23 protein-coding genes are annotated in these 21251 nt (G+C 62.3%); 13 read left to right on the top strand and 10 right to left on the bottom strand.

The annotated features are described in order from the left end of the window. Positions 1-13 precede the first annotated feature (13 nt). Positions 14-994, top strand: a complete 981-nt coding sequence (locus FGW20_RS00890; RefSeq protein WP_301676223.1) for an NOG1 family protein — start codon at positions 14-16, stop codon at positions 992-994. On the opposite strand, the gene FGW20_RS00885 is transcribed toward FGW20_RS00890, so the two are convergent. Then, positions 933-1838, bottom strand: coding sequence for a presenilin family intramembrane aspartyl protease PSH (locus tag FGW20_RS00885; protein WP_301676222.1), 906 nt, complete (start codon positions 1836-1838; stop codon positions 933-935). The two genes, FGW20_RS00890 and FGW20_RS00885, sit on opposite strands and share 62 nt — an antisense overlap. A 57-nt stretch (positions 1839-1895) precedes the next feature. Here FGW20_RS00885 and FGW20_RS00880 point away from each other — a divergent pair, with 57 nt between their 5' ends. The 5 genes from FGW20_RS00880 to FGW20_RS00860 all read left to right on the top strand — a co-directional run bounded on the left by FGW20_RS00880 (position 1896) and on the right by FGW20_RS00860 (position 6186). Continuing rightward, positions 1896-2210: a hypothetical protein gene (locus tag FGW20_RS00880; RefSeq protein WP_048113340.1), complete on the top strand. Its 315-nt coding sequence runs from the start codon at positions 1896-1898 to the stop codon at positions 2208-2210. 49 nt (positions 2211-2259) lie between these two features. Further along, positions 2260-3261: a flap endonuclease-1 gene (gene fen / locus FGW20_RS00875; RefSeq protein WP_301676221.1), complete on the top strand. Its 1002-nt coding sequence runs from the start codon at positions 2260-2262 to the stop codon at positions 3259-3261. A 391-nt stretch (positions 3262-3652) separates the two neighbouring features. Continuing rightward, the gene (locus FGW20_RS00870) at positions 3653-5152 is read left to right on the top strand and encodes a DUF2193 domain-containing protein (RefSeq protein ID WP_301676220.1); all 1500 of its coding nucleotides are present in this window, start codon (positions 3653-3655) and stop codon (positions 5150-5152) included. An 11-nt stretch (positions 5153-5163) separates the two neighbouring features. Beyond that, a complete protein-coding gene (locus FGW20_RS00865; protein WP_301676218.1) occupies positions 5164-5373 on the top strand; it encodes a DUF2180 family protein in 210 nt (69 codons plus the stop codon). A gap of 69 nt (positions 5374-5442) precedes the next feature. Beyond that, positions 5443-6186, top strand: coding sequence for an MIP/aquaporin family protein (locus FGW20_RS00860; protein ID WP_301676217.1), 744 nt, complete (start codon positions 5443-5445; stop codon positions 6184-6186). Between the two features lie 354 nt (positions 6187-6540). Here FGW20_RS00860 and FGW20_RS00855 read toward each other — a convergent pair whose 3' ends face one another. Both FGW20_RS00855 and FGW20_RS00850 read right to left on the bottom strand, forming a co-directional pair. Further along, a complete protein-coding gene (locus tag FGW20_RS00855; protein ID WP_301676216.1) occupies positions 6541-8160 on the bottom strand; it encodes a thiamine pyrophosphate-binding protein in 1620 nt (539 codons plus the stop codon). Next, entirely contained in the window at positions 8141-8386 is a 246-nt protein-coding gene (locus FGW20_RS00850; RefSeq protein WP_301676215.1) for a rubredoxin, read from the bottom strand. The genes FGW20_RS00855 and FGW20_RS00850 overlap by 20 nt, the downstream gene beginning before the upstream one ends. A 128-nt stretch (positions 8387-8514) precedes the next feature. On the opposite strand from FGW20_RS00850, the gene nfi reads away from it, so the two are divergent. The 4 genes from nfi to FGW20_RS00830 all read left to right on the top strand — a co-directional run bounded on the left by nfi (position 8515) and on the right by FGW20_RS00830 (position 13229). Continuing rightward, the gene (gene nfi, locus FGW20_RS00845; protein ID WP_301676214.1) at positions 8515-9219 is read left to right on the top strand and encodes a deoxyribonuclease V; all 705 of its coding nucleotides are present in this window, start codon (positions 8515-8517) and stop codon (positions 9217-9219) included. 157 nt (positions 9220-9376) lie between these two features. Next, the gene (locus FGW20_RS00840; protein WP_301676213.1) at positions 9377-10567 is read left to right on the top strand and encodes an FprA family A-type flavoprotein; all 1191 of its coding nucleotides are present in this window, start codon (positions 9377-9379) and stop codon (positions 10565-10567) included. A gap of 102 nt (positions 10568-10669) precedes the next feature. Continuing rightward, positions 10670-11692 carry a phosphoribulokinase gene (locus FGW20_RS00835; RefSeq protein ID WP_301676212.1) on the top strand — a complete coding sequence of 341 codons (1023 nt, stop codon included), beginning with the start codon at positions 10670-10672 and terminating at the stop codon, positions 11690-11692. A 79-nt stretch (positions 11693-11771) separates the two neighbouring features. Beyond that, positions 11772-13229, top strand: a complete 1458-nt coding sequence (locus FGW20_RS00830) for a TrkH family potassium uptake protein (RefSeq protein WP_301676211.1) — start codon at positions 11772-11774, stop codon at positions 13227-13229. 162 nt (positions 13230-13391) lie between these two features. On the opposite strand, the gene FGW20_RS00825 is transcribed toward FGW20_RS00830, so the two are convergent. Continuing rightward, positions 13392-14012, bottom strand: a complete 621-nt coding sequence (locus tag FGW20_RS00825; protein WP_301676210.1) for a hypothetical protein — start codon at positions 14010-14012, stop codon at positions 13392-13394. Positions 14013-14241: 229 nt separating this feature from the next. Between FGW20_RS00825 and cfbC the strand changes: the two genes are divergently transcribed. Both cfbC and FGW20_RS00815 read left to right on the top strand, forming a co-directional pair. Next, on the top strand, positions 14242-15060 hold the full coding sequence (cfbC, locus tag FGW20_RS00820; protein WP_301676209.1) for a Ni-sirohydrochlorin a,c-diamide reductive cyclase ATP-dependent reductase subunit: 819 nt from the start codon (positions 14242-14244) through the stop codon (positions 15058-15060). Continuing rightward, positions 15041-16087, top strand: coding sequence for a nitrogenase component 1 (locus FGW20_RS00815; RefSeq protein WP_301676208.1), 1047 nt, complete (start codon positions 15041-15043; stop codon positions 16085-16087). The genes cfbC and FGW20_RS00815 overlap by 20 nt, the downstream gene beginning before the upstream one ends. A gap of 400 nt (positions 16088-16487) precedes the next feature. Here the strand turns inward: FGW20_RS00815 and FGW20_RS00810 are convergent, their stop codons facing one another. Then, on the bottom strand, positions 16488-17336 hold the full coding sequence (locus tag FGW20_RS00810) for an RNA-guided endonuclease InsQ/TnpB family protein (protein ID WP_301676207.1): 849 nt from the start codon (positions 17334-17336) through the stop codon (positions 16488-16490). A gap of 15 nt (positions 17337-17351) precedes the next feature. Further along, positions 17352-17579, bottom strand: coding sequence for a helix-turn-helix domain-containing protein (locus FGW20_RS00805; protein ID WP_301676206.1), 228 nt, complete (start codon positions 17577-17579; stop codon positions 17352-17354). 281 nt (positions 17580-17860) lie between these two features. Between FGW20_RS00805 and FGW20_RS00800 the strand changes: the two genes are divergently transcribed. After that, on the top strand, positions 17861-18334 hold the full coding sequence (locus FGW20_RS00800; protein ID WP_301676205.1) for a universal stress protein: 474 nt from the start codon (positions 17861-17863) through the stop codon (positions 18332-18334). 32 nt (positions 18335-18366) lie between these two features. On the opposite strand, the gene FGW20_RS00795 is transcribed toward FGW20_RS00800, so the two are convergent. The 4 genes from FGW20_RS00795 to FGW20_RS00780 form a co-directional block, all read right to left on the bottom strand. Further along, positions 18367-18954: a PH domain-containing protein gene (locus FGW20_RS00795; RefSeq protein WP_301676204.1), complete on the bottom strand. Its 588-nt coding sequence runs from the start codon at positions 18952-18954 to the stop codon at positions 18367-18369. Positions 18955-18969: 15 nt separating this feature from the next. Further along, positions 18970-19449 (bottom strand): GNAT family N-acetyltransferase, encoded by a 480-nt coding sequence (locus tag FGW20_RS00790; RefSeq protein ID WP_301676203.1) that lies wholly within the window; start codon positions 19447-19449, stop codon positions 18970-18972. Between the two features lie 70 nt (positions 19450-19519). Beyond that, positions 19520-19726, bottom strand: coding sequence for a hypothetical protein (locus FGW20_RS00785; protein WP_301676202.1), 207 nt, complete (start codon positions 19724-19726; stop codon positions 19520-19522). Positions 19727-19820: 94 nt separating this feature from the next. Next, entirely contained in the window at positions 19821-20933 is a 1113-nt protein-coding gene (locus FGW20_RS00780) for a nitrogenase component 1 (protein ID WP_301676201.1), read from the bottom strand. Positions 20934-21251: the final 318 nt, after the last annotated feature.

The following is a 21251-nucleotide window of genomic DNA, read 5'->3' as shown; positions in this document are numbered from 1 at the left end:
GGTTGTGTGTACAGTGGAATTCGAAACCATCCCGACCGTTCCGACGGCGGACGAAGTGCTCGACCGCAGTCTTCGCAGGGCGGCAGCTAAAAAGAAGCTGAAGACCAACGTCGATACCGCGAACGAGGAGTTCGTGAGAGCGGTCGCGAAAGCCATCCACGACAAATTAAAGAGTGTGGTCAGCTCGTTTCCGAGTTTCGAGCGCCTCTCGCCCTTTTACCAGGAGGCGACCGACATCCTCGTCTCGCTCGACCGGTTGAAACGATCCCTCGGCGCCGTCAACTGGGCGGCCGACCAGGCCTGGGTCATCGGCTCCGGTTACGCCCGCAGCATGCGATCCGGAGTAGACACACCCTCAAAACGGCGGCAGGCCGTCGCCCGCATAGCCTCCATCGTTCACCAGGTGGAAGACGATCTCGTATACTTAAACGAGGCCCGGAACATCCTGCGGAAACTCCCGCACGTGAACGACGACGACTTCACCGTGGTGGTTGCGGGATTCCCGAACGTCGGGAAATCCTCATTTATCCGGCTTGTCTCCACGGCGGAACCCGAGATCGCCGCATATCCATTCACCACCAAGGGGATCGTCGTCGGCCACCGCGAGATCGGCAAGCGCGACCGGATCCAGTTCATCGACACACCCGGGGTTCTTGAGCGCCCGGCGGACGAGAGGAACCCCATCGAGCGGCAGGCGGTCAGCGCCATCATCAATACGGCCGATGTCGTTCTCTTCATCCTGGACGCAAGCGAACACTGCGGCTACTCGCTCGACGACCAGAACCGGCTCCTTGAGGAGGTACACCGGCTCGTCGACGTGCCAGTGGTAACGGTCGCAAACAAGGCGGATATCCAGGGGATCGAGGGTTACCCGGAGATGTCCACCCTCACCGGAGAGGGGGTGGAGGCGGTGCTGGACCTCCTGCTCGCGTTCAGAAAGGAAGCCACGAGAACGAGCCTGCGAGAGCCGCCCCAACCAGAAACCCAAGAATAGCCCCGCCGTTTAACGGCGGGAGCCCCGCCTGGGGGTTGCCCTTGTTGACAATGTAGAGGAGCACCGCGAGACCTGCAAGCGCTCCCGCCATCGCGCCGAGCGTCGGGGCGGAGAGAACCCAGAGGAGCGCGGGCGCGTCCACAAAGACGTGCGACGACGCGACAAGGATCGAGGGCATGATGAGGTCGCCCATGCCCATGACGAACGCGCCGCGCTCCTCCCCCTCACTGATGTTGAGCCCCTCTTTTCTGAACGAGTAGTCCGCTCTTTTCGGGACCACGACCATGATGGGTGCCTTCGTCTCCAGGACGCCTTCGGCGAGGGTGATCATGTGTTTTGTCCGGTAGACCGATATGGCGTCGTAGATCGCGAGCAGCACCAGCAGCACGATCACCGGCAGGACGGCGAGGGATATCCCGAAGATGGACGCAACCCCGGCGGATATCAGCACGCCGAGGATATCGATGACGTACCACTCCGGGTAGAGGTAGAGGAGCGCAGTCGCTGCAACGGCACCGATGAGCGTTCCGGCCGCGGCGGCGGTGGTGGGCCCGAGCGCGAGGAGGGAGAGCGCACCGAATATGTAGATGAACGTCATGAAGAGGGCAAACCCGATGAACGCGGCGATGAACCGCCGACCCCCCGTCCGGAGCAGGAAGAGCAGAACCAACGTGAAGGCAAGCAGCATCCCGATAAATATCAGGGGATTCGCTACCGATTCAGGATCTTCAAACGCAACGAGCCCCGCAGCCTGCATAGGCATGACGAGGACGATGGCGATGATCTGGACGAACAGGAGCATCAGGGGCATTCCAAGAAGAGGCAGCCAGTCGCGTATCTGCATCACAAAACTCCACTCATTATAGGTAGGTTAATTAATGCATCCTCATCACTTTAAATTATGGAGATTCGCGAACTCATTGGCGATATTGTTCTCACCATCGTGATGGTGGTCTCCACCGTCGTGCTGGTGATGCGGTTCTGGCAGGACCTCGTCATAGCGGTTGCTGCGACGTTCATGATGCTCTCCCTGGGAGGACTGCTCATCTCACTCGGCATAAAGATCGTGAGCCTCGAGCAGAGCGTCGTGCAGCGGGAGCGCACCATGCGCGTGAACATGGAGGAGATGGGAAAGACGATGACCGCCAGATACGACAACACCGTCAGCCACATCGAGGAGATCGTCGACGGGCTCTCCCGGCGGATGTACCGGTGAACAGGATCGCCATCTTAATGGCATCTCCCCCTCTCATGACTAGGTAAGCATGGGCGTTGCTATCCGAGACATCCTGGCAGACAGTAAAGAGACGTTGACGTGGAACGATCTATCCGGCATTGCCGCACTGGACGCCCATAACGCGCTCTACCAGTTCCTTTCCATCATCCGGCAGCCGGACGGCACCCCGCTGATGAACGGTGCGGGCAGGATCACCTCGCACCTCTCCGGGATCCTCTTTCGCACGGTGAACTTCCTGGAGAAAGGCATCCGGCCGGTCTTTGTCTTCGACGGGAAACCGCCGGAGTTCAAGAAGGAGACGATCAACGAGCGACGCGAACATCGCGCCCGGGCCGACGAAGCCTGGAAGACAGCGCTCCGGGAGGGCGATATGGAAGAGGCCTACAAGCAGGCGAGCGCGTCCGCCCGTATCGACAGCCACACCATCGCGTCGTCCCGCGAGCTCCTCGACCTGCTCGGCATCCCCTGGGTGCAGGCGCCGAGCGAGGGCGAAGCGCAGGCGGCCCACATGGTGCACGGGGGATCGGTCACCTACGCGGTCTCTCAGGACTACGACTCGCTCCTCTTCGGCTCCCCGGTGCTGGTGCGTAACCTCACCGTCAGCGGCCGGCGAAAGACCAGGGGGAGGACGATCACGGTGAATCCCGAACGGATCGTCCTCTCCTCCCTCCTCGACCGTCTCGGCGTCACGAGAGAGCAACTCGTCGAGATCGGTATCCTGGTGGGCACGGACTTCAACCCGGGGATCCGGGGCGTCGGCGGCAAGACGGCCCTGAAGATCGTGCGGAACGGCGAGTTCGAGTCCGTGATTGCCGAGAAGCAGCCCGACTTCGACCCCGCTCCGGTCCGGGACTTCTTCCTCGACCCGCCGGTCACCGACGACTACACCCTCGAGTGGAGGACGCCGGACGTCGAGGGCGTCGTGGAGATGCTCTCCGGCCGTTACGACTTCTCCGAAGAGCGGGTCAGGAGCGCTCTCGCCAAGGTCTCGGTGAAGGCGACGCAGAAGACGCTGGATGCCTGGTTCTGACCGCCGAAACGGCGAGCGCTCGAAGGTAACGAGCCGGCGTGAGTGGGCCGACGGGCCAGAAAACCCCTCTTTTCCCCTGAATACGGGGGCCGGCGAACGACACAAGAGATATATGTGAGGACGCCCTATCAGGCCAATTGAAGACTCCTTACCGGGATTTCAAGGCATGATGGAGGGTGCACGAGCCGGACAACAGGTATCGTATCCCCGATCGCCGTCATCCATGCTCTCCGGGCCCTTTCCCGGGCCGCCATAGCCAAACCATCCGCATTCTCCATCGCTCAGAGTAGCTCCGCATGATCCGGAGGTTCCGCAGGGACCGCCGTAAGAATCGCTTTCTTGAACATGCTGTCCGAAGAACCGGGCGGCAGGAACCATACAGGTGATTGATATGAGAGAACTCTACGAGAAGATGATCAACGAGGCCATGACCGCCCAGCGGGCGGACGTGGAGACGTTAAAAACAAAACGCGGCCAGAAATTCGTCCTTACGGACACGAAACCCTACGTCGATGCCGTCCGGGGGATGACCGCGATCGGCGACCAGAGCCAGGCGGTCATCGATCTACACAAGAACTCGGTCGTCTCGCATGCCGAGGTCCTGCAAAGCCTCACGAAGACCGTCCGGCCGGAAGACGATCCCTTCGTCGAACACTACCAGACCCCCGCGGTGCTCGATATTCTCAAAAGTCAGGACGGAGCGTTCGCAAAGAGCGTCGACGCCTTCACGGAGGCGATCGCCGCCGCGGAGGCCAGGATCGGCCTTGAAGCGGTGCGCCGCTACGGCGGGTTCTACGGCCCCACCTGCGTCGTAGACTTCGCGCTGATCCCGGGCAGCACGAGCAACGTGGTGAACCGGGTGCTCCAGAAGACCGATATACCGGTCGAGCACAAGCGGGCGATCCTTGCTGCCAAATCGTGGGGGATGAACACCTCCTACGGGTTCGGAGACACCTTCGCCCACGCCCTCGAGGAGGGCGCCACCCCCGGCGAGGCGACGGCGAAAGAGGTCGGGATCATGCAGAGGATCTACCGCGACCCGATGGAGGCCCAGGCGGAACTGATGGATGGGGCCGGGATGTCGTCGTTCGACCCGCGGAAGTACATGAGCGAGTACCGGCGGCGGATGGAGCCGACGGTTCGCGCCGCCGTCGACGACGGCGTCCATTACGCGAACATCCTGACGGTTCCCGCCTACAGCGTCGGCGACGTCGCGCACCACATCGCGCAGTCGACCTTCAACATGTGCAAGGACGACGTTGTCATGGCGACGATCGAGGCGGTCACCGACGTGATGGAGTCATCGCTCCGGAAATCGCTCGACTCTTACAAGAGTTACTGGGACGTCCTCTCGGTCGCGACCGGGTCGTCTGCCGCCGCGACCGAGTACCTCCTCCAGCTCGACGGGTTCAACGCCCCCATGATCGTCGACCTGCTCACAAGGCGGTTCCACAATTACGTCCAGCTCTACCCGTCCCGGGGCGCGGCGGCGGAACTCCACAACTGCGACTTCATGGACATGATCTACCGCGGGTGGAAGATCCTCGACAAGGCACAGCGGATGCGGAACGGCTCCGGTGAGACACTGGTCCCCATGGTCGGCAAGTACCCCGTCGACCTCTCGCCCATCCACGCAAACGAGGTGCTGATGAACCCACAGTGGTACGCCTACCCGGCCTGTGCGATATCCGTCCGGTTCGCCGCCCTGATGAGTCTTGCCGACTACCCGTGCCTCCTGACGAGCGAGCCGGTGACGGCGACGATGATGACGAACATCATCGCTCTCGAGAAGGAGACGGCGGCGGCCCCGGTGCGGGCCTGCAAGAACTGTGCCTCGGCGTGCCTGGTCGACATGCGTCACCAGTATTGCCAGTGGAGAGAGGCGGTATAAAAGGAGCGATCATGAAGTGCTACTACTGCGCCCTCGAGGGGAAGGATAGCGAGGCGGTGGCGATCTGCATCGTCTGCGGGATGGGGCTCTGCATGGAGCACGCGATCCGAAAGGATGTCGACGTCTGGGAAGGCGGCTACCCGCTCCCCAGCAAGCGTGTGAAGGCTCCGCTGCCGCGGATACTCTGTCCCGCTTGCTATAAAGCCCTGTATGAGAAGTAGCAACACACCCAGCCCCTTTTTTGGGCTAAGGTTCATTAAAAAAGGAGTATCTTACGTACTGGTGAAACTATGACCACATCTCTTGGAAAACGATGCGTCGCCGAAGCCGTCGGGACGTTCATTCTCGTCTTCTTCGGTGCCGGCGCCGCGGTCGTCACGCTGATGCTCGCCGCGGGGACGACCCCGGCGACCTCCTTCAACATAGGGATCGGGGCGCTCGGTGGCCTCGGCGACTGGCTCGCGATAGGGCTTGCCTTCGGTATCGCCATCGCCGGGTCAATCTACGCTTTCGGGCGGATATCGGGCTGCCACATCAATCCAGCAGTGACGATAGCCCTCTTTGCAACCCGCCGGCTCCCCGGCCGCGACGTCGTTCCGTACATCGCCGCCCAGCTCGTCGGTGCCGCGGCAGCGAGCCTGCTCTTCGCCTGGGCCGTCGGCCCGGACGCCGTAGTCATCGGGGGGCTTGGAGCGACGACACCGTTCCCCGGTATCGGCTACCTGCAGGCGATCGTCATCGAAGCGGTCGGGACGTTCCTCCTGATGCTCGTCATCATGGGCGCTGCCGTGGACGAACGGGCCACGCCGGGCTTTGCCGGGCTTGTGGTGGGTCTCGCGGTCGCGGGGATCATCACAACGATCGGGAACCTGACCGGCGCGTCGCTGAACCCCGCCCGTACGTTCGGCCCGTTCCTCGGGGACTGGTTGCTTGCCGGCCAGAACCTCTGGGAGTTCTTCCCGATCTACATCATCGGCCCCATCGTCGGTGCGGTGCTCGCCGCGTTCCTCTACGACTACGTCTGCTGCGAATGATGCAACCCCACCACTCTTTTGGAACGGCAAAACATTCGGCCGACGGGCGGCCACAAGAAGAACGGTGAACCGGAGCGGATCCGGTTCGCCGCAAGTTTACCCCAAAAACCCGTACGATTAACGGGCTCTCGGGACCCTTTAGCGTGGAGCGAAGAACGACATACCCATGCTCCCACCCGGATCGACATCCGGAGATCCGCGCTTGCCCGGCACAGGCCTCGCAGGCTGCGCGGCCATGACCGGGATGTTCACATCTACCCTCGGCCTTTCATACAGTTGCAGGATACTTATAGATTTCGGGTGAACGGCGTGACGTGTCCCACCGGCGCTCGCCGGGGATCGGGGAGAAAGACCCTACCCGAACCGCACCGGATCGGTCTCGATATCGACCACGACGGGCTTATCCATCCGCAACGCCCGGAGAACGGCATCCGCGAGATCCTGTGGCCGGGCCACCCGTATCCCGGCGCCGCCGCAGGCCTCCGCATACGCCGCGAAGTCGGGGTTCGTGAGTTCGACGCCGTAGGGTGGATAGTTCGCCTCCCGCTGCTCCTCCCGGATCATCGCAAGTTCGTGGTTGTTCAAGACCACGACGACGATGGGAAGATCGTTCCTGACCGCCGTGACGAAATCGGCCATGACCATGGAGAAACCCCCGTCACCGGTGATGCAGACGACGGTCGCATCGGGGTAGGCCAGTTTCGCCGCAATCGCCCCGGGGAGCCCGAACCCCATCGTCCCGAGGTATCCCGACATTGCGAACCGCTGCCGCTTCATCCGGAAACTCCTCCCGAACCACCACTGGTTCTCCCCGACGTCGAGGGAGATGACCGCGTCCTCCGGAAGGGTCTCGGAGAGGACTTTCATGATGTAGGGCGGGCGGATGGGAACCGCCTCCGGGTCGGCCTCCCGGTCGAGCTGGTTGAGCCATTCCTGCTTCTGTCCGGCAAGCCACGCCCTGACCTCCGTATCCTCCCGCGGCCTGACCCGCTCCCGGATCATCGGTACGGCAACGGCACAGTCGCCATAGACCCCTGCCGCGAGCGGGTGTTTGCCGAGCTGGAGCGGGTCGATATCGATGTGGACGGCCCGCTTCTCGCCGGGGATCCCGGTGAAGTCGGAGAAACTCGCCCCGCAGGCGATCACGAGGTCGGACTCTGCAATAAGTGTGCGGGCGTGGGGCGTCCCGAGCGGCCCGTGCACCCCGGCAACCCACTCGTTCTCGTCGGGGAGGATGCCCTTCGCCCTGAAGGTGGTGACGATCGGCGCCCGGATCGTCTCCGCAAGCTCGAGGACTGCTCCCGCCGCACGCATGGCGCCGAAGCCCGCGAGGATGACCGGCCGCATTGCGCCGTCGATCGCGTCCGCCGCCGCCTGGACGGCCTCGTCGGTCGGGACCGCCGTGACCGTCGAGAGGCAGGTCTCGCGTTCGCAGTAGGCAGGCTCGAGCGGTTCCCTCTGGATATCGTTCGGGACAGAGAGTTGGGCGACGCCGCGGGCGACGATCGCGTAGCGGAGCGCCCGTGTGAGGAGTTTGACCGCCGTCGACGGGTCGGCGACGGTGTTGTTGAAGACCGCGATCGGGCGGAAGAACGCGTCCTGATCGATCTCCTGGATGCCGCCGGGGCCGGCGTACTGCGCCTGCACCTGCCCGTTCAGGGAGAGCACGCTCGCCCGATCCTCTTTAGCGTCATACAGGCCGGTGGCGAGGTTCGTCGCTCCCGGCCCGGCGATGGTCAGGCAGACGGCGATCTTCCCCGTGAACTTGTTGTACGCGGACGCCGCCAGCGCCGCGGTCTGCTCGTGCCGGACGACGATGTAGCGTGCGTCAGGGTTCCTCCTGATCGCGTCCACGAGCGGGAGCGACGATGAGCCGGGGATGCCGAAGTAGAGGGTGATCCCCCAGGCCGCGAGTTCCGAGACCAGCACGTCGGCCACGGTCGTGCCGCCCCCTTCAGAGGTAGTCTTCGTCATTCGTCTCCACCTCTTCTTCGCCGGCCCGCACGAACGCTTCCTTTCCCACGCTACAGCGGGGACACCGCCAGTCGGCGGGGATGTCCTCAAACGGTGTACCCGGCGGGATACCGGCTGCCGGGTCTCCCGCTTCCTCAACATACTCGTAATCACAGACACTGCAGACCCATCGTGCCATACCGTCCACGCTCCTAAGATCGCTCCGCCGGGCCGTAACCTCCTCCACGTATAAAAATGCCCCGCCACCCCGGGGGAACTCTGCAGTTTATGGGGCGTTGCCATGGAGTGCCGTACGCCCCAAGCATATAATAGCAGGTCACAACACCACTTACCCCCGTATACCGGGAGACCGCCATGGAGATCAGAGAGACTCACCCCTTCGATCTGACGCCGGCCGAAGCGATCCGCCTCCAGGAGACGCTCCGGGCCCGGGTCCGTCTCGCCGGTGATATCGGGGAGGTCTCCCTCGTGGCCGGTGCCGACGCCTCCTACGTGAAGGGCGAAGACGTCATCCACGCGGTCGTCGTCGCCCTCAGTTACCCCGATCTCACCGTCGTCGAACGGGTCTCCGCCGCCGCCGTGACACCGTTCCCCTACATCCCCGGCCTCCTGACCTTCCGGGAAGGCCCCGCCCTCGTCGAGGCGTTCCGGAGGCTGCAGTCAGAGCCGGAGGTCATCTTCTTCGACGGCCAGGGGATCGCCCACCCCCGGGGGCTCGGTATCGCGAGTCACATGGGCGTCCTCCTGGACCGGCCCGCCGTCGGGGTCGCAAAGAGCCTTCTTGTGGGAACAGCGGCCGAGCCCGCGGTAGGCAGGGGATCGACCGCCCCGATACTCCGCGACGGCGAGACGATCGGGATGGCGGTGCGGACGAGAAAGCGGGTGAAACCCGTCTACGTCTCGGTGGGCCACCGGATCGATCTCTCGCAGGCGGTCGACCTCGTCCTCGCGACCGCACGGGGCTACCGGCTCCCGGAACCGACGCGGCAGGCCCACCTGTTTGCAAACGAGGTAAGAAGATGGGAAGGGCAGACCACCCTTTCTTCCTCCACGAAATAGAGCGAAACCGTTATCACCGTTCGCGCCGGAGAGACGCTTGCCGACCGGCGCAGCAGGGCTTCGCCGGGACGGTCGATAACCTAGGAGGCGCAAGCATGTCGGATACCTTGATAACCTGTGTGGCAGCCGGAACAGAACCGACGGAGGCGAAGGAGTAATGGCCGCACGCGAGATCGTGCCGGGCGTCTTTGCCGTCGGCGCAATCGACTGGGACCGCCGGCTCTTCGACGAACTGATCCCGCTTCCCGACGGCACCACCTATAACAGTTACCTGGTGCAGGGCAGCGAGAAGACGGCGCTGATCGACACCGTCGACCCGATGAAGACCGCAGAGCTCGTGGGGAACCTGGAGAGTCTCGGGGTTGATTCGATCGACTACATCGTCTCCAGCCACGCCGAGCAGGATCACTCTGGCTCGTTGCCGGCGATGCTTGAGAGGTTCGGGGACGCTCAGGTGGTGACGAACCAGAAGTGCCGCGACTTCCTGGTCGACCTCCTCCACGTCCCCGAAGACCGGTTCGTCGTCATCGGCGACGGCGATATGCTCGACCTCGGGGGGAGGACGTTCGAGTTCATCATCGCCCCCTGGGTCCACTGGCCGGAGACGATGCTGACCTACCTCAAAGAAGACCGGATCCTCTTCCCCTGCGACCTCTTCGGTTCGCACTACGCAACGAGTTCCCTCTACGTCCCCGACGAGGGCGTGATCTATGAGTCCGCGAAACGCTACTACGCCGAGATCATGATGCCGTTCCGCTCAAGCATCAAGGCGCACCTTGCAAAACTCGCGATGCGCGATATCGACCTGATCGCACCGAGCCACGGCCCGATCTACGACAACCCGGCGTTGATCGTCGAGGCTTACCGGGACTGGACGGGGGACGACGTGACGAACACCGTGGTGCTCCCGTACGTCTCCATGCACGGAAGCACCGAGACCATGGTCAAGCACTTCATGGACGCCCTGATGGCGCGCGGCATCGAGGTTCAGCCGTTCAACCTCCCGAAGACCGACACCGGCGAACTCGCAAAAGCGCTCGTGGACGCGGCGACGGTCGTGATCGGGGCGCCGACGGTCATCTTCGGCCCGCACCCGCAGGCGGTCTACGCCACCTACCTCGCAAACCTCCTCCGCCCGAAGGCCCGCTACGCGACGGTGATCGGGTCATACGGCTGGGGCGGCAAGACGGTCGATACCATCGTGGAGATGCTCGGCCGGCTCAGGGTCGAGTTCCTCGACCCGGTTTACGTCAAAGGCCACCCGAAGGAGGAGGACTTCGCGGCGCTCGACCGGCTCGCCGACGAGATCGCCAAGAAGCACCAGGAGGCGGGGATCCTCCCCTCCTAGGCACCCCACCCTTTTTTCACGGTTGCCGCCCCGTTCCCCGCCGGGTCGGCCTGCACCGAAATCTTAACACGCTCAGATACCGACCAACCTTCGAGTTGCATCATGCCCCCGTCCAACTTCAAGAGAGTCATTGCCGAGTCGCCCTACGTCTTCATCATCGGCGTCGCGGGAGACAGCGGGTCCGGGAAGACCACCTTCACCCGGGCGATCCGCGAGATCTTCGGGGACGAACTCGTCTCCACCATCACCATCGACGATTACCACAAATACGACCGCCAGGAACGCAAGGATCTCGGGATAACCCCGCTCGCCCCCGAGGCGAACCGGTTCGACCTCTTAGAGGAACACCTCGCCGAACTGAAGGCGGGGCGGGCGATCGAGAAACCGGTCTACAACCATGACAACGGGCAGTTCGATCCGCCGGTGCCCTTCAGCCCCACGAAGATCCTGATCCTTGAAGGGCTGCACCCGTTCATCACCGGGAAACTCCGCGACCTGATCGACTTCAAACTCTACGTCGACCCGGACCCCGACGTCAAGCGCGCCTGGAAGATCAAACGCGACGTGGAACGGCGAGGCTACGCCACCGAGGCCGTCCTCCAGGAGATGGAGGAGCGCAAACCCGATTACGAACAGTACGTCGCGCCGCAGTGCCTGTTTGCCGATGCGGTCATCCGGATCGCCTTCTCGAAGTACGGCAGGGACGTGAGCGAGGAGCGCAACGTCTATCACGTCACCCTCTGCCAGAACAGGCTTGAGCAGAGCATCGGGGACGTCGACCTCTCCATCGACCTCTTCGGGCTCCTCTCGCTCTCCGAGCGCGACTTCATGGTCGAGTTCACCATCGAGGATGTCGGGGGGAAGGCGATGGGGGCGCTCACGTTCGACGGGGAACTGAACGATGCCGTCGCGAGAAGACTGGAGCACAACATCGAGATTCAGACGCAGGTAGAGCCGATCGATCTCAGCCAGGACAGCGACTACCTGACGGCCAGCGATATGGCCCAGCTCGTCCTTGCCTGGCGGATCATCAACCGGCGCATCTTCATCGAGAGCGCGCCGGGAGTGACCGAGACCGGAGAGACGGTGACCGGAAACAACGGGTGCGAATGCGGCCGCAGGTGATTCTGAACTTCTTGAGAGCCCGATAGGCGAACGGCCGCACAGGAGAAAGTAGATAAGAGCACCCGGAGAACGTGTAACGATGGATAGGATCGAGCAGTTCTCGATCATCGCACAGGACATCGGCAGCATCTTCAAGTACATGAGCGTCGCCACGGCGCTGCCTCTTGTCGTGGCGGTGATCTATGGGGAGTGGGAGATGATCCTGCCCATGGCCTCCGTCCCGGTCGTCCTCTTTATCCTCGGGATGTTTCTTCTCCAGGTGCCCCGCGAGGATCGCGAGGCACCCCTATCCGCCGCCCTCATGGCGGTCGCCCTGATCTGGCTCGCCATCGCGCTGGTGAGCGCCCTCCCGTTCTGCCTCGGGCTCGGCGTCCCGTACCTCGACGCCGTCTTCGAGGCAATGTCCGGATGGACGGACACGGGCCTGACGGTGATGCGGTCGGTCGACGACCTGCCCCGGACGCTTCTCTTCTGGCGGTCGCTGATGCAGTGGCTCGGCGGTATCGGGATCATCGCCTTCACCGTCGCGATGGCCTCAAGAACCGGGCTGACCCAGTTCCGTCTCTACCGGTCGGAAGGCCGTTCGGAAGCGTTGATGCCGAGCGTCGTCGCGACGGGGTTCGAGATGTGGAAGATCTACCTGGTGCTGACCGCCGCCTCGATCGGCATCATCCTGCTCTCGGGAGTGCCCGTCTGGGACGCGGTAAACATCGCTCTCGTCGCCATCGCCACCGGCGGGTTCACCGTCCACTCAGGAGGGATCCCGTTCTACAACAACCCGCTGCTCGAAGTCCTCATCATCCCGGTCATGATCGCCGGCGCCCTGCCGTTCAAACTCTACTATCTCCTCTACCGCCAGAAAGGCGTGCGGTTCTTCGAAGACCAGCAGGCGCGTCTCCTCTTCATGCTCATCGCGCTCGGGATCTTCGTGATAGCATGGGATCTCGTCACACTCACCGCAACCGATCTCCCCACGGCCGTCCGCCAGTCGCTCTTCATGGCTACCGCAGCAGTCACCAGTACCGGGTTCCAGGTCGCCTCCCCGAACGAATGGGCAAGCGTGACCGTCCTCTTCCTCGCGATGCTGATCGTGATCGGCGGGTCGTCGGGTAGCACCGCCGGCGGTATCAAACTCTCCCGGGTTGTCCTCGGGTTCCAGAGCCTGGTCTGGTGGTTCCGGCGGATGTTCGTCTCCGGAAAGGTGCTCGTGCCGTTCAAGTACGACGGCAGGGTGATCCCGAAGAACATCGCCGACCTGGAGATCTCGCGGAACATGCTGATCATCATGCTCTACTTCCTGATCATCTTCGTCGCCACGATACTGGTGATGCACCTGCAGCCGACGTCGTTTGATTCGAGCAACGTGATCTTCGAGGTCGCCACTGCGATGTGCAACAACGGCATATCCACGGGGTTCGTCTCGCCCGACATGGACGCTCCGGCAAAGGGCCTCTTCATCCTGATCATGTGGATCGGGCGTCTCGAGATCATTCCGGTGATCATGCTCTTCATGGGGCTCTTCAAGAGATCGGATTGAGGGGTCAATTGAGCAGTTCGTTGCGAGGGCAGGAGCTGGAAGAAACAGAATGTCCGAAACGTGAAACAACCGCAGCGTCCAGCACACGAGCATCGAAGAACGACGTTCGCCTCAGGTCAACCGACCCGGATCCCCCGGATCGCAAAAAAAAGAATCAGCCGGTTACTCCAGCTGATTGTTGGCGTACAGGTCGTCCACCGCCGCCCCGTCCCCGCCGTCCTTGACGAGCAGGTTCACGTAGGCGTGAACCTCCGGGGCATACTTCTCCAGGACCTCGGGGGAGGTGTGGTAGAGCATGAACGCCTCAGCGAAGATCGCCGCCTCTCTCTCCTCACCGGCAGGCGGGGTGATCCGGGCCAGGAAGGTGCCCGGGTCTTCGGCAAGCGCCGCAAACGCCTTACTCTCGTCAAACCCCATCGTGTGGTAGACGCGGTAGCCCACCTGCTGGACAAAGACCTCGTCGGCTCGGGCCGGATCCCTGTCCGACCGGATGTAGACAGCGTTCTCCTCGGGGACGTAGACCCCGCTCACGTCCCCGGACGCACCCTCCCGCTTGAACACTTCGCTCTTGCTGTCGATGTAGACGGTGAGGTTCTCCATAAACGCTTCTCTGATTTTAGTGCTCTGCTGCAACACCAGGGCCTCCGCCAGCGCCGCTTCGGTGCCGCTTCCATCCCTGTTCTCCAGACGGAAACCAGCAACCGGGCTCACCGAGAAGACCGAACAGACGACGGCAATGAGGATTGTCGCCGCAACCAACCTTGATCGGAATCGTGGGTCCATAACTCGTTTCCCTCTGCGTAACAATGAGTTTCAAACTGTTCATTATATACCTTTCTTATTTTAAAAAAAGAATTATAAATGCTAGAATATCAAAAAAGTTCATGAGGATGAACGGTTTGGGTGAAGAACCATCCAGAGCAGGCGGCCATAAGGGCGAAAAGGGTAAATATACCCCCTACAGGAACAGCATCCGACACCTAATTACCCATGCAAGCGCATAGTAGCTGCAATGAAACAGATCGCCCTCTACGGGAAGGGGGGAATCGGGAAATCCACCACTGCAGCGAACCTGTCGGCAGCACTCGCGGGAGAAGGACTCGATATCCTGCAGATCGGCTGCGATCCGAAGCACGACAGCACCCGCATGCTGATGCACGGGACCTGGATCCCGACCGTCCTGGACCTCATCCGGGAGCGCGGAGACGAGACTATCACCGCCGACGACGTGGTCTATCGGGGCTTTCGTGGCGTGCGCTGCGTGGAGGCCGGAGGGCCCGAGCCCGGGATCGGGTGCGCCGGCCGGGGGATCATCGCGACGTTCCAGCTCCTCGAACGCCTTGACGCCCTCAAAGGCGACGTGATCGTCTACGACGTCCTCGGTGACGTCGTCTGCGGGGGATTTGCAATGCCGATGCGCGAGGGATACGCGCAGGAGGTCTACCTGGTCACCTCCGGCGAGTTGATGTCCATCTACGCGGCAAACAACATCGCAAAAGCCATTGCGCGGCTCTCGCGCCGGGTGCGGAGCAGGTGCACGCTTGGGGGCGTCATCTGCAACGCAAAGAACATCGAGGGCGAGCAGGAACTCGTGGAGGAGTTCGCCCGCCGGATCAACTCCCGGCTCATCGCCTACATCCCCCGCGACCGGGTGGTGCAGATCGCAGAACTGCAGAAGCAGACGGTCGTCGAGTACGCCCCCGAATCCGACCAGGCAGCGGTCTACCAGGAACTCGCCCGCACGGTCTACGGAAACGAGACGACGAGCATCCCCACACCCCTCGAGATGGATGAACTCGAATCCTTCGCCCTTGAATTCGTCCAGGTATGAGGGGTGCACCCTGACCGGGGCGCTCTCGGTGACGACAGAGGTACGGGACGCCATCTCCATCATCCACGGCCCGGCGGGATGCACGCACCACAACTTCTCTCTCCTGCACGCCACTCATCTCTCAAACGACCGGCTCGAGGTGCCCCGTCTTCTCTCCACCCGGTTAACAGAGAACGGCATCATCTTCGGGGGCGAAGACGCGCTGGAGGAGAGCCTGGCACGGGCGGTCTCGCTCGCGCCCGCCTCCGTCTTCGTCCTTTCGACCTGCATCGTCGAGACGATCGGAGACGACGTCGCGGCGATCTGCGCGAAAGACCGGGGTGTCCCGGTGATCCCCGTGCCGACCGCCGGGTTCCTCGGGGGGGTCTTCGAGACGGGAGTGAGAAACGCCCTCTCTTCCGTCGCATCGCTTGCCCGGCCGGCAACCGAAACGACCCTGTCGGCAAACCTGGTCGGCGAGAAGAACCTTGAGTACGGTGCCGACGAGAACGCAACCGAGATCGAGCGCCTTCTCTCCCGGCTCGGCATAACGATCAACCTCAGGTTCGTGCGCGGGATCGAGACCCGGGATATCGGACGGCTCAGCTCGGCCGCCGTGAACATCCTCCGGGAACCGGCGCTCCGGCCGGTCGGCGAAGACCTCGATCGGAGGCTCGGCACGCCCTGCGTCGACTCGTTCCCGGCGGGCCTTACCGGGACGTGCCTGTTCCTCGAAGAGGTCGGCCGGATATGCGGCATCGACGCCACCGCCGCCGTCGAGGAGGAACGAGCCCACCAGGCGGCGATGCTCTCCCGGTTCGACGATATCGCCGGGAGCCGGGTGTGCTTCCAGTCCCCCCACCCCATGCTCAGGGGCGATCCGGGTGCGGTGGCCATCTGCACCGAGTGCGCCGAAGCCCTCGATCTCACCGTCGACCCGGACGGGGCGGCGATCCCCCTCCCCTACCCGGCGCCCGTCGGGACGGCCGGTCTCCGCCGGATGCTGCACCGGTGGCGGGTGCTGATCCGGGAGAAGCAGCGGGGGTGAGAGACGTGCTCGGGAGGGGGAGCAGCTGATTGGGAAGCGCAGGACTGCCCCAAGAGCAAGTCGGGCCGCCGCGCTTCGAGCGTGTTGTGCAACGAACGTTTGTCCCGGTATACCCACATTTTAAGCGTGGAACGGGGCAAAGGGCGAAGAGGCCTCTTCTAATTAGTATTCAGAAGGAACTAATTCAACTGGAAGAAAATATCACACCGAAGGTTTTCAAACAATGGAAAGACCCAATGCAGTGGACCGTGGTGGATATCGCGTTTGGGGGAGGGGTTGCAGGGGAGGGGAAGACCCCCTCCCCTGTCCCCACCCCCCACGGCGATACTCGGTGGAAACCCGTGCATGAGTTTATACGAGTGACTGCTCCCCCGACTGAAGTCGGGGGCATCTTGGGATATCACCCCTGAGATTGCAGTCCCAATCTCATAATATTGATCGCCGCGTTCTGGTCGCGATCCATCACCAACCCACAATGCGGGCAGGAGTGGACTCGATCAGAGAGCGTCTTGGCGACGATCATCCCACATCTGGAGCATATCTGAGACGTGTTTCTGGGGTTCACCAGGATCACGCGTGAGCCAGCATCTTCCGCTTTGCTCTCTGTGATCGTGATGAACATATTCCAGGCAACATCTGCAATGCTTTTTGCCAGATGGTGGTTCTTCTGCATATTTGTGATATTCAGATCCTCGAACACAATTGTACCAAACCGATTCACCAGCTGACGGGAGGTCTGGTGAGCAAAATTGAGCCGTCTGTTGGCGATCCGTTCATGGACGTGTGCGACGATCTTCCGGGCTTTCTTCCGTTCAGGAGTGCCCTTCTCTGCCTTCGAGAGTTTCCTCTGCGCCCTGGCGAGATCTTTCTCGTCGGTACGGAAGAACCGGGGATTCTCGATCTTCTCCCCGTTGGAGAAGGTGGCGAAGGATTCCAGACCCACATCGATCCCGACGACCGACTCTTTCTGTGGGAGGGGAGGGGGATCGTACTCGACCGAGAAGCAGGCATACCACTTTCCAGTCGAAGACCGCCGGATCGTGAGGGTCTTGATCGTCCCTTCAACCGGACGGTGGAGGACGACCCTCACGTCTCCGATCTTCGAGAGGTGGAGGCGATCCCCGTCAAGTTTGAACCCGGACTGTTTGTACGTGATACTATCGTATCGTCCCTTCCCCTTGAACCGAGGATATCCGGGGGTCTCCCCTGCTTTTACGCGCCTGAAAAACGATTTGAAGGCAAGATCCACTCGAACCTGAACGTTCTAGAGGACCTGAGAATGAACCCGATTCAGATCGGATCGTTGCTTCTTCCACTGTGTCAGGATCTTGTTGGTTTCGTAGAGAGAGATAGTATGCTGCTCCTGCTCCCAGGCGTTCTTTCGCAATGCGAGCGTATCGTTATAGACCCACCGACAGATCTCAAGCGTCTGCTCAAGCAGAGTCGTCTGAGACTTTGAGGGATAGAGTCGATACCGACATGCCTTACGCATTATAGTCTTATGCACCACGGTGCGTAATATGATTATCGATGGACGACATTCATCCCCCCACTAAAGTGGGGGGCCTTCTGCCTGTTTTCTTCGTAAAAAGAACGTAAATGGACCGCAGATCTTCAGAGATGGCAAACCACATGAAGCTCCGGAGGGGGACCCCGTCGGGTATGATACACATCCCGTATAGCAACCCCCGGCACCCACCTCGTCCTCCGGCGTCCACACAATCTCTTTTATACCTCTTCTGCAGAAAAGGTCTCATCGGAGTGAGTGCCAGTATGTTTGAACGCATCCTGTTTCCCACAGACTTTTCAGAACCCTCCATGAAGGTGCTGGACTATATCCCCGTGCTGCACGAGGCGGGAACCCGGGAAATCGTCCTCGTCCACGTTATCGACTCAAAGGAGATCACGCTGATCGCCTCGGGCGGGCAGGGGTTCCTTGGAACCGTGCCCGACCGGGAGACCGAGACCCAGAAAGAGTTGCGGGAAGAGATCCAGCACCGGATCATCGACACCCGCCGGGCGCTCGAGAGGCAGGGCGTGAAGGTGACCGTCCGGACGCCCGTCGGCACCCCGGGAAAGGAGATCGTGGCCGCGGCCGATGCGGAAGGAGCGTCGCTCATCGTCATCGGCTCTCACGGCCGGTCGAACATCCGCGAACGCCTCCTCGGGTCGGTCTCAGAGTACGTGATCAAGAACGCCCGCCAGCCGGTCCTGGTCATCAAGCGGGAGACGATCAGTGGGAGGTAAGCCCCCCACCTCCCTGTATCTAAAAAAAGTATCTACCGCTCCTGCCGGCCTTCGAGCAGCCGCCGGATCGCCCGGAGTTCTGCCACCACCGCATCGGCAGCCGCCCCCTCTTCCGGCTCGCCGCCGGTCGCGGCGACCGGCCCGGTCGTCCGGACGAAGTTCATGATCTTCTCCTGGAGATCCCTCGGGTCCGCGATCCCGTTGATGACGATCTCCGCCTGTGCCTGGGCCGAGTAGCCCGCGGTCTGCACTCGAACGGCCGAGAAGGAGAAGAACCGCATCAGGGGGCCCTGGGTGATATCGACGTTCGTTATCCGGTTGTAGGGAACGATCCCCGTCTGCCGGAACCAGACCCCGCGCTGCCAGGTCACCTCGGTGACGGTGAGCCGGTAGACGATGCTCTCGTGGTAGAGCGGTATCCAGTAGGCGACGAAGACAACGATGGCGAGCACCGGGACGGCGAAGGCGAGAGCGACGGGCAGCCGGCTGAAGATGACGATGGGAGCGAGCCACGGCAGGACGAAGACGACGACAGCCAGGATCAGGGACGCGTAGAGGTACGACCGGAACTGTGGCACCGGTTTGAACGGTTCTCCTATGCGGAAAGTAGTGAGAGGCATGGTATCGCACAGATCTCAACCTGAACAGATTAAATCTTCCCGGCCGGTGAGGTCTCTTCGGAGGATACAGCGATCGCCCCCCTCGCCGAAGTAGGCCGGAAAAAAGTCCGTCTCTCGAAAGCCGTGCCTCTCGTAGAGCGCCCGGGCGGCACGGTTCCCCGGCGCGACCGAGAGGCAGACCTCATACGCTCCCCGCTCCCGGAGAGCGGCGATGACGGCCGCAACGAGGCCCTTCCCGAACCCCCTGCGCCGGTACCGCTCCCCCACCACCAGCCGGACGATCCAACCCGTTGTCTGCCGGTGCTGGACGAGAGCCCCGATGGTGTAGCCGACCACCTTCCCGCCGCATTCCATAACGAGAAAGGTATCGGCGAAGAGGACGCCGGCCTGCCGGATGAAGACCTCGGGCTTGCAGCCTCTCGGGCTGTTCTCCCGCTCGAGGCCGCAGACCGCGAGAAAATCCTCATCAAGGTATTCCCTGATCGTCAGATTCATACCGGTACATTCGTCATGATGTAAAAAAGAGGAGACGATCCCCGGCGGGGAACGCTCCCGAACCCGGCGCTCACTTCTTCATGCCCTTCTCGAGCATGTCCCGTGCCATCTTGTAGGTCCCGACCTTATACTGCATCGTCTCGATATACTGTTCTTTCATCTTGATGCGGGACTCGATCATCCGTATCATCAGTTGCCGCATCTCGTTCTCGTCGAGAAGATCGTACATCTTCGCGAGAAGCATATCATGGGCACCGTATCCGCCGTGATGTGTCATGTCATACCCTCCCTCTCGTACCGGCCCGCCCTGCGGACGAACCGGCACCCCGGTATCCGCCGACTGATAAATATCTTATGCCAGATGCGGCGGCTCACCGGGAGGGCGTGAACAGATCACCGCGTTTCGCCCGGTTCCGGTTGATACAGGCGTTGAGCACCTCTTCCATCAGCCGGAGCGCCCCTTCCACCCCGGCGACCGCGTGAGAGGAGAGCGTGACCCTGTCCCGGAGCGGCAGCGTCAACCCGACAAACGCGGCGCCGGGAGCGATCGCCCGCTCGTAGGAGGAGCCGAGGATAAGATCGGGTTCGGCGTCCCGGATCATCTCCCGGATGACCGAGAAGTCGGTTGTGTGAGTGATGCCGTCGCCGGAGGAGCCGTTCCGGGCGGCGACGCAGGCGATCTCGGCACCGAGATACCGGTCGAGGAGGTCGGCGGCAAACGCAGCGTAGGCGTGCCCGCCGGCGATCGCCACGCGGGGCGGGTCGAACCTCCTGAGATACTTCTCGCAGGCTTTCCGGATCCGGGCATCGGCCCACGCGACTTCGTCCATGACCGGGCGGGTATCCACGCCGTCGATTACGGCGCCAAGCCGCTCAAAGGTCTCGCGGACGGCATCGAGGCCGAGCAGCGAGCCGCACCACGTCCCGACACCGCTCGCGATGTCCGGGTTCGTCCCGACGGTGAACGGCGCCGCCCGGCGGGTCGCGGCGTAACGGTCCAGGCAGAAGGTGGCGGCGACATCGACGCCTGCAAGGTTGAGCAGGCGCCGTGCCTCGAGGGCGTTCCCCCGGCAGAAGGGGTCGGTGCGGCAGATGCCGTCGATGTTGACGCCGGGGGTATCGGGGTCGACCACCGGCGCGATCGTATCGAGCGCACGGCGGTACCCGGCCTCGAGGTCGCCGAGGAACCCCGGGCTGTCGACGAAGAAAATCTGCCCGTCGCCGGCAAGGTCGCCCATATCCTCGCCCATGATCGCGGGCACGCAGGTGTTGACCACGGCTATCCGGGCGTAGCGGCCGGCGAGTTCCCGGATCACCTCCGCGAGGCGGGACTCCGTGCCGAAGATGACCTCGTTCTCGACGAGGAACGTCCCGTGGATGGGGACGCCGACGAGCGACGCGGGGTAGAAGTAGCACCCGCTCGAACCGTGGACGACGACGGCGATATCCGCGAACCCCGAAAGACAGGCGACCGCCCCGGTCATCGCACACGGCCAGAGAGGGTTTTCGCACGGTGTTTGCTGCTCTTCCTGCATCGGTCCACAAGATCATGGCGGTGCGGGGATATAAAAGACGGGATCTGCGGGGATGTCCAGGAGGTCGTCACGAAGTCTGTGTGACTGCCAGCAACCTGTCTTCGCGGGTCGCACCTGCGGTGCTCAAACTCCGGATGTCTCATCCGTCGTTCTTCGCGTGAGGTTGTAATAGGGGTAGCAATCAGGTCTCACGCGAAGCCGCGAAGAACGCGAAGGAAGTTGTTAACAACTTCAGGGCTTCACGACTTCACATGAGATGCTGATACT

It is taken from the genome of Methanoculleus methanifontis (genome assembly GCF_030464365.1).
GTDB classification, from domain to species: Archaea; Halobacteriota; Methanomicrobia; order Methanomicrobiales; family Methanoculleaceae; genus Methanoculleus; species Methanoculleus methanifontis.
Note: the sequence above shows the minus strand (reverse complement) of the source record. Positions and strands in the feature narration are given on the sequence as shown.

Excerpts from the sequence above, each read along its gene's own strand:
- FGW20_RS00885 (WP_301676222.1), bottom strand. The coding sequence starts at position 1,838 with ATGCAGATACGCGACTGGCTGCCTCTTCTTGGAATGCCCCTGATGCTC.
- FGW20_RS00880 (WP_048113340.1), top strand. The coding sequence starts at position 1,896 with ATGGAGATTCGCGAACTCATTGGCGATATTGTTCTCACCATCGTGATG.
- fen (WP_301676221.1), top strand. The coding sequence starts at position 2,260 with ATGGGCGTTGCTATCCGAGACATCCTGGCAGACAGTAAAGAGACGTTG.
- FGW20_RS00870 (WP_301676220.1), top strand. The coding sequence starts at position 3,653 with ATGAGAGAACTCTACGAGAAGATGATCAACGAGGCCATGACCGCCCAG.
- FGW20_RS00865 (WP_301676218.1), top strand. The coding sequence starts at position 5,164 with ATGAAGTGCTACTACTGCGCCCTCGAGGGGAAGGATAGCGAGGCGGTG.
- FGW20_RS00860 (WP_301676217.1), top strand. The coding sequence starts at position 5,443 with ATGACCACATCTCTTGGAAAACGATGCGTCGCCGAAGCCGTCGGGACG.
- FGW20_RS00855 (WP_301676216.1), bottom strand. The coding sequence starts at position 8,160 with ATGACGAAGACTACCTCTGAAGGGGGCGGCACGACCGTGGCCGACGTG.
- nfi (WP_301676214.1), top strand. The coding sequence starts at position 8,515 with ATGGAGATCAGAGAGACTCACCCCTTCGATCTGACGCCGGCCGAAGCG.
- FGW20_RS00840 (WP_301676213.1), top strand. The coding sequence starts at position 9,377 with ATGGCCGCACGCGAGATCGTGCCGGGCGTCTTTGCCGTCGGCGCAATC.
- FGW20_RS00835 (WP_301676212.1), top strand. The coding sequence starts at position 10,670 with ATGCCCCCGTCCAACTTCAAGAGAGTCATTGCCGAGTCGCCCTACGTC.
- FGW20_RS00830 (WP_301676211.1), top strand. The coding sequence starts at position 11,772 with ATGGATAGGATCGAGCAGTTCTCGATCATCGCACAGGACATCGGCAGC.
- FGW20_RS00825 (WP_301676210.1), bottom strand. The coding sequence starts at position 14,012 with ATGGACCCACGATTCCGATCAAGGTTGGTTGCGGCGACAATCCTCATT.
- cfbC (WP_301676209.1), top strand. The coding sequence starts at position 14,242 with ATGAAACAGATCGCCCTCTACGGGAAGGGGGGAATCGGGAAATCCACC.
- FGW20_RS00805 (WP_301676206.1), bottom strand. The coding sequence starts at position 17,579 with ATGCGTAAGGCATGTCGGTATCGACTCTATCCCTCAAAGTCTCAGACG.
- FGW20_RS00800 (WP_301676205.1), top strand. The coding sequence starts at position 17,861 with ATGTTTGAACGCATCCTGTTTCCCACAGACTTTTCAGAACCCTCCATG.
- FGW20_RS00795 (WP_301676204.1), bottom strand. The coding sequence starts at position 18,954 with ATGCCTCTCACTACTTTCCGCATAGGAGAACCGTTCAAACCGGTGCCA.
- FGW20_RS00790 (WP_301676203.1), bottom strand. The coding sequence starts at position 19,449 with ATGAATCTGACGATCAGGGAATACCTTGATGAGGATTTTCTCGCGGTC.
- FGW20_RS00785 (WP_301676202.1), bottom strand. The coding sequence starts at position 19,726 with ATGACACATCACGGCGGATACGGTGCCCATGATATGCTTCTCGCGAAG.
- FGW20_RS00780 (WP_301676201.1), bottom strand. The coding sequence starts at position 20,933 with ATGACCGGGGCGGTCGCCTGTCTTTCGGGGTTCGCGGATATCGCCGTC.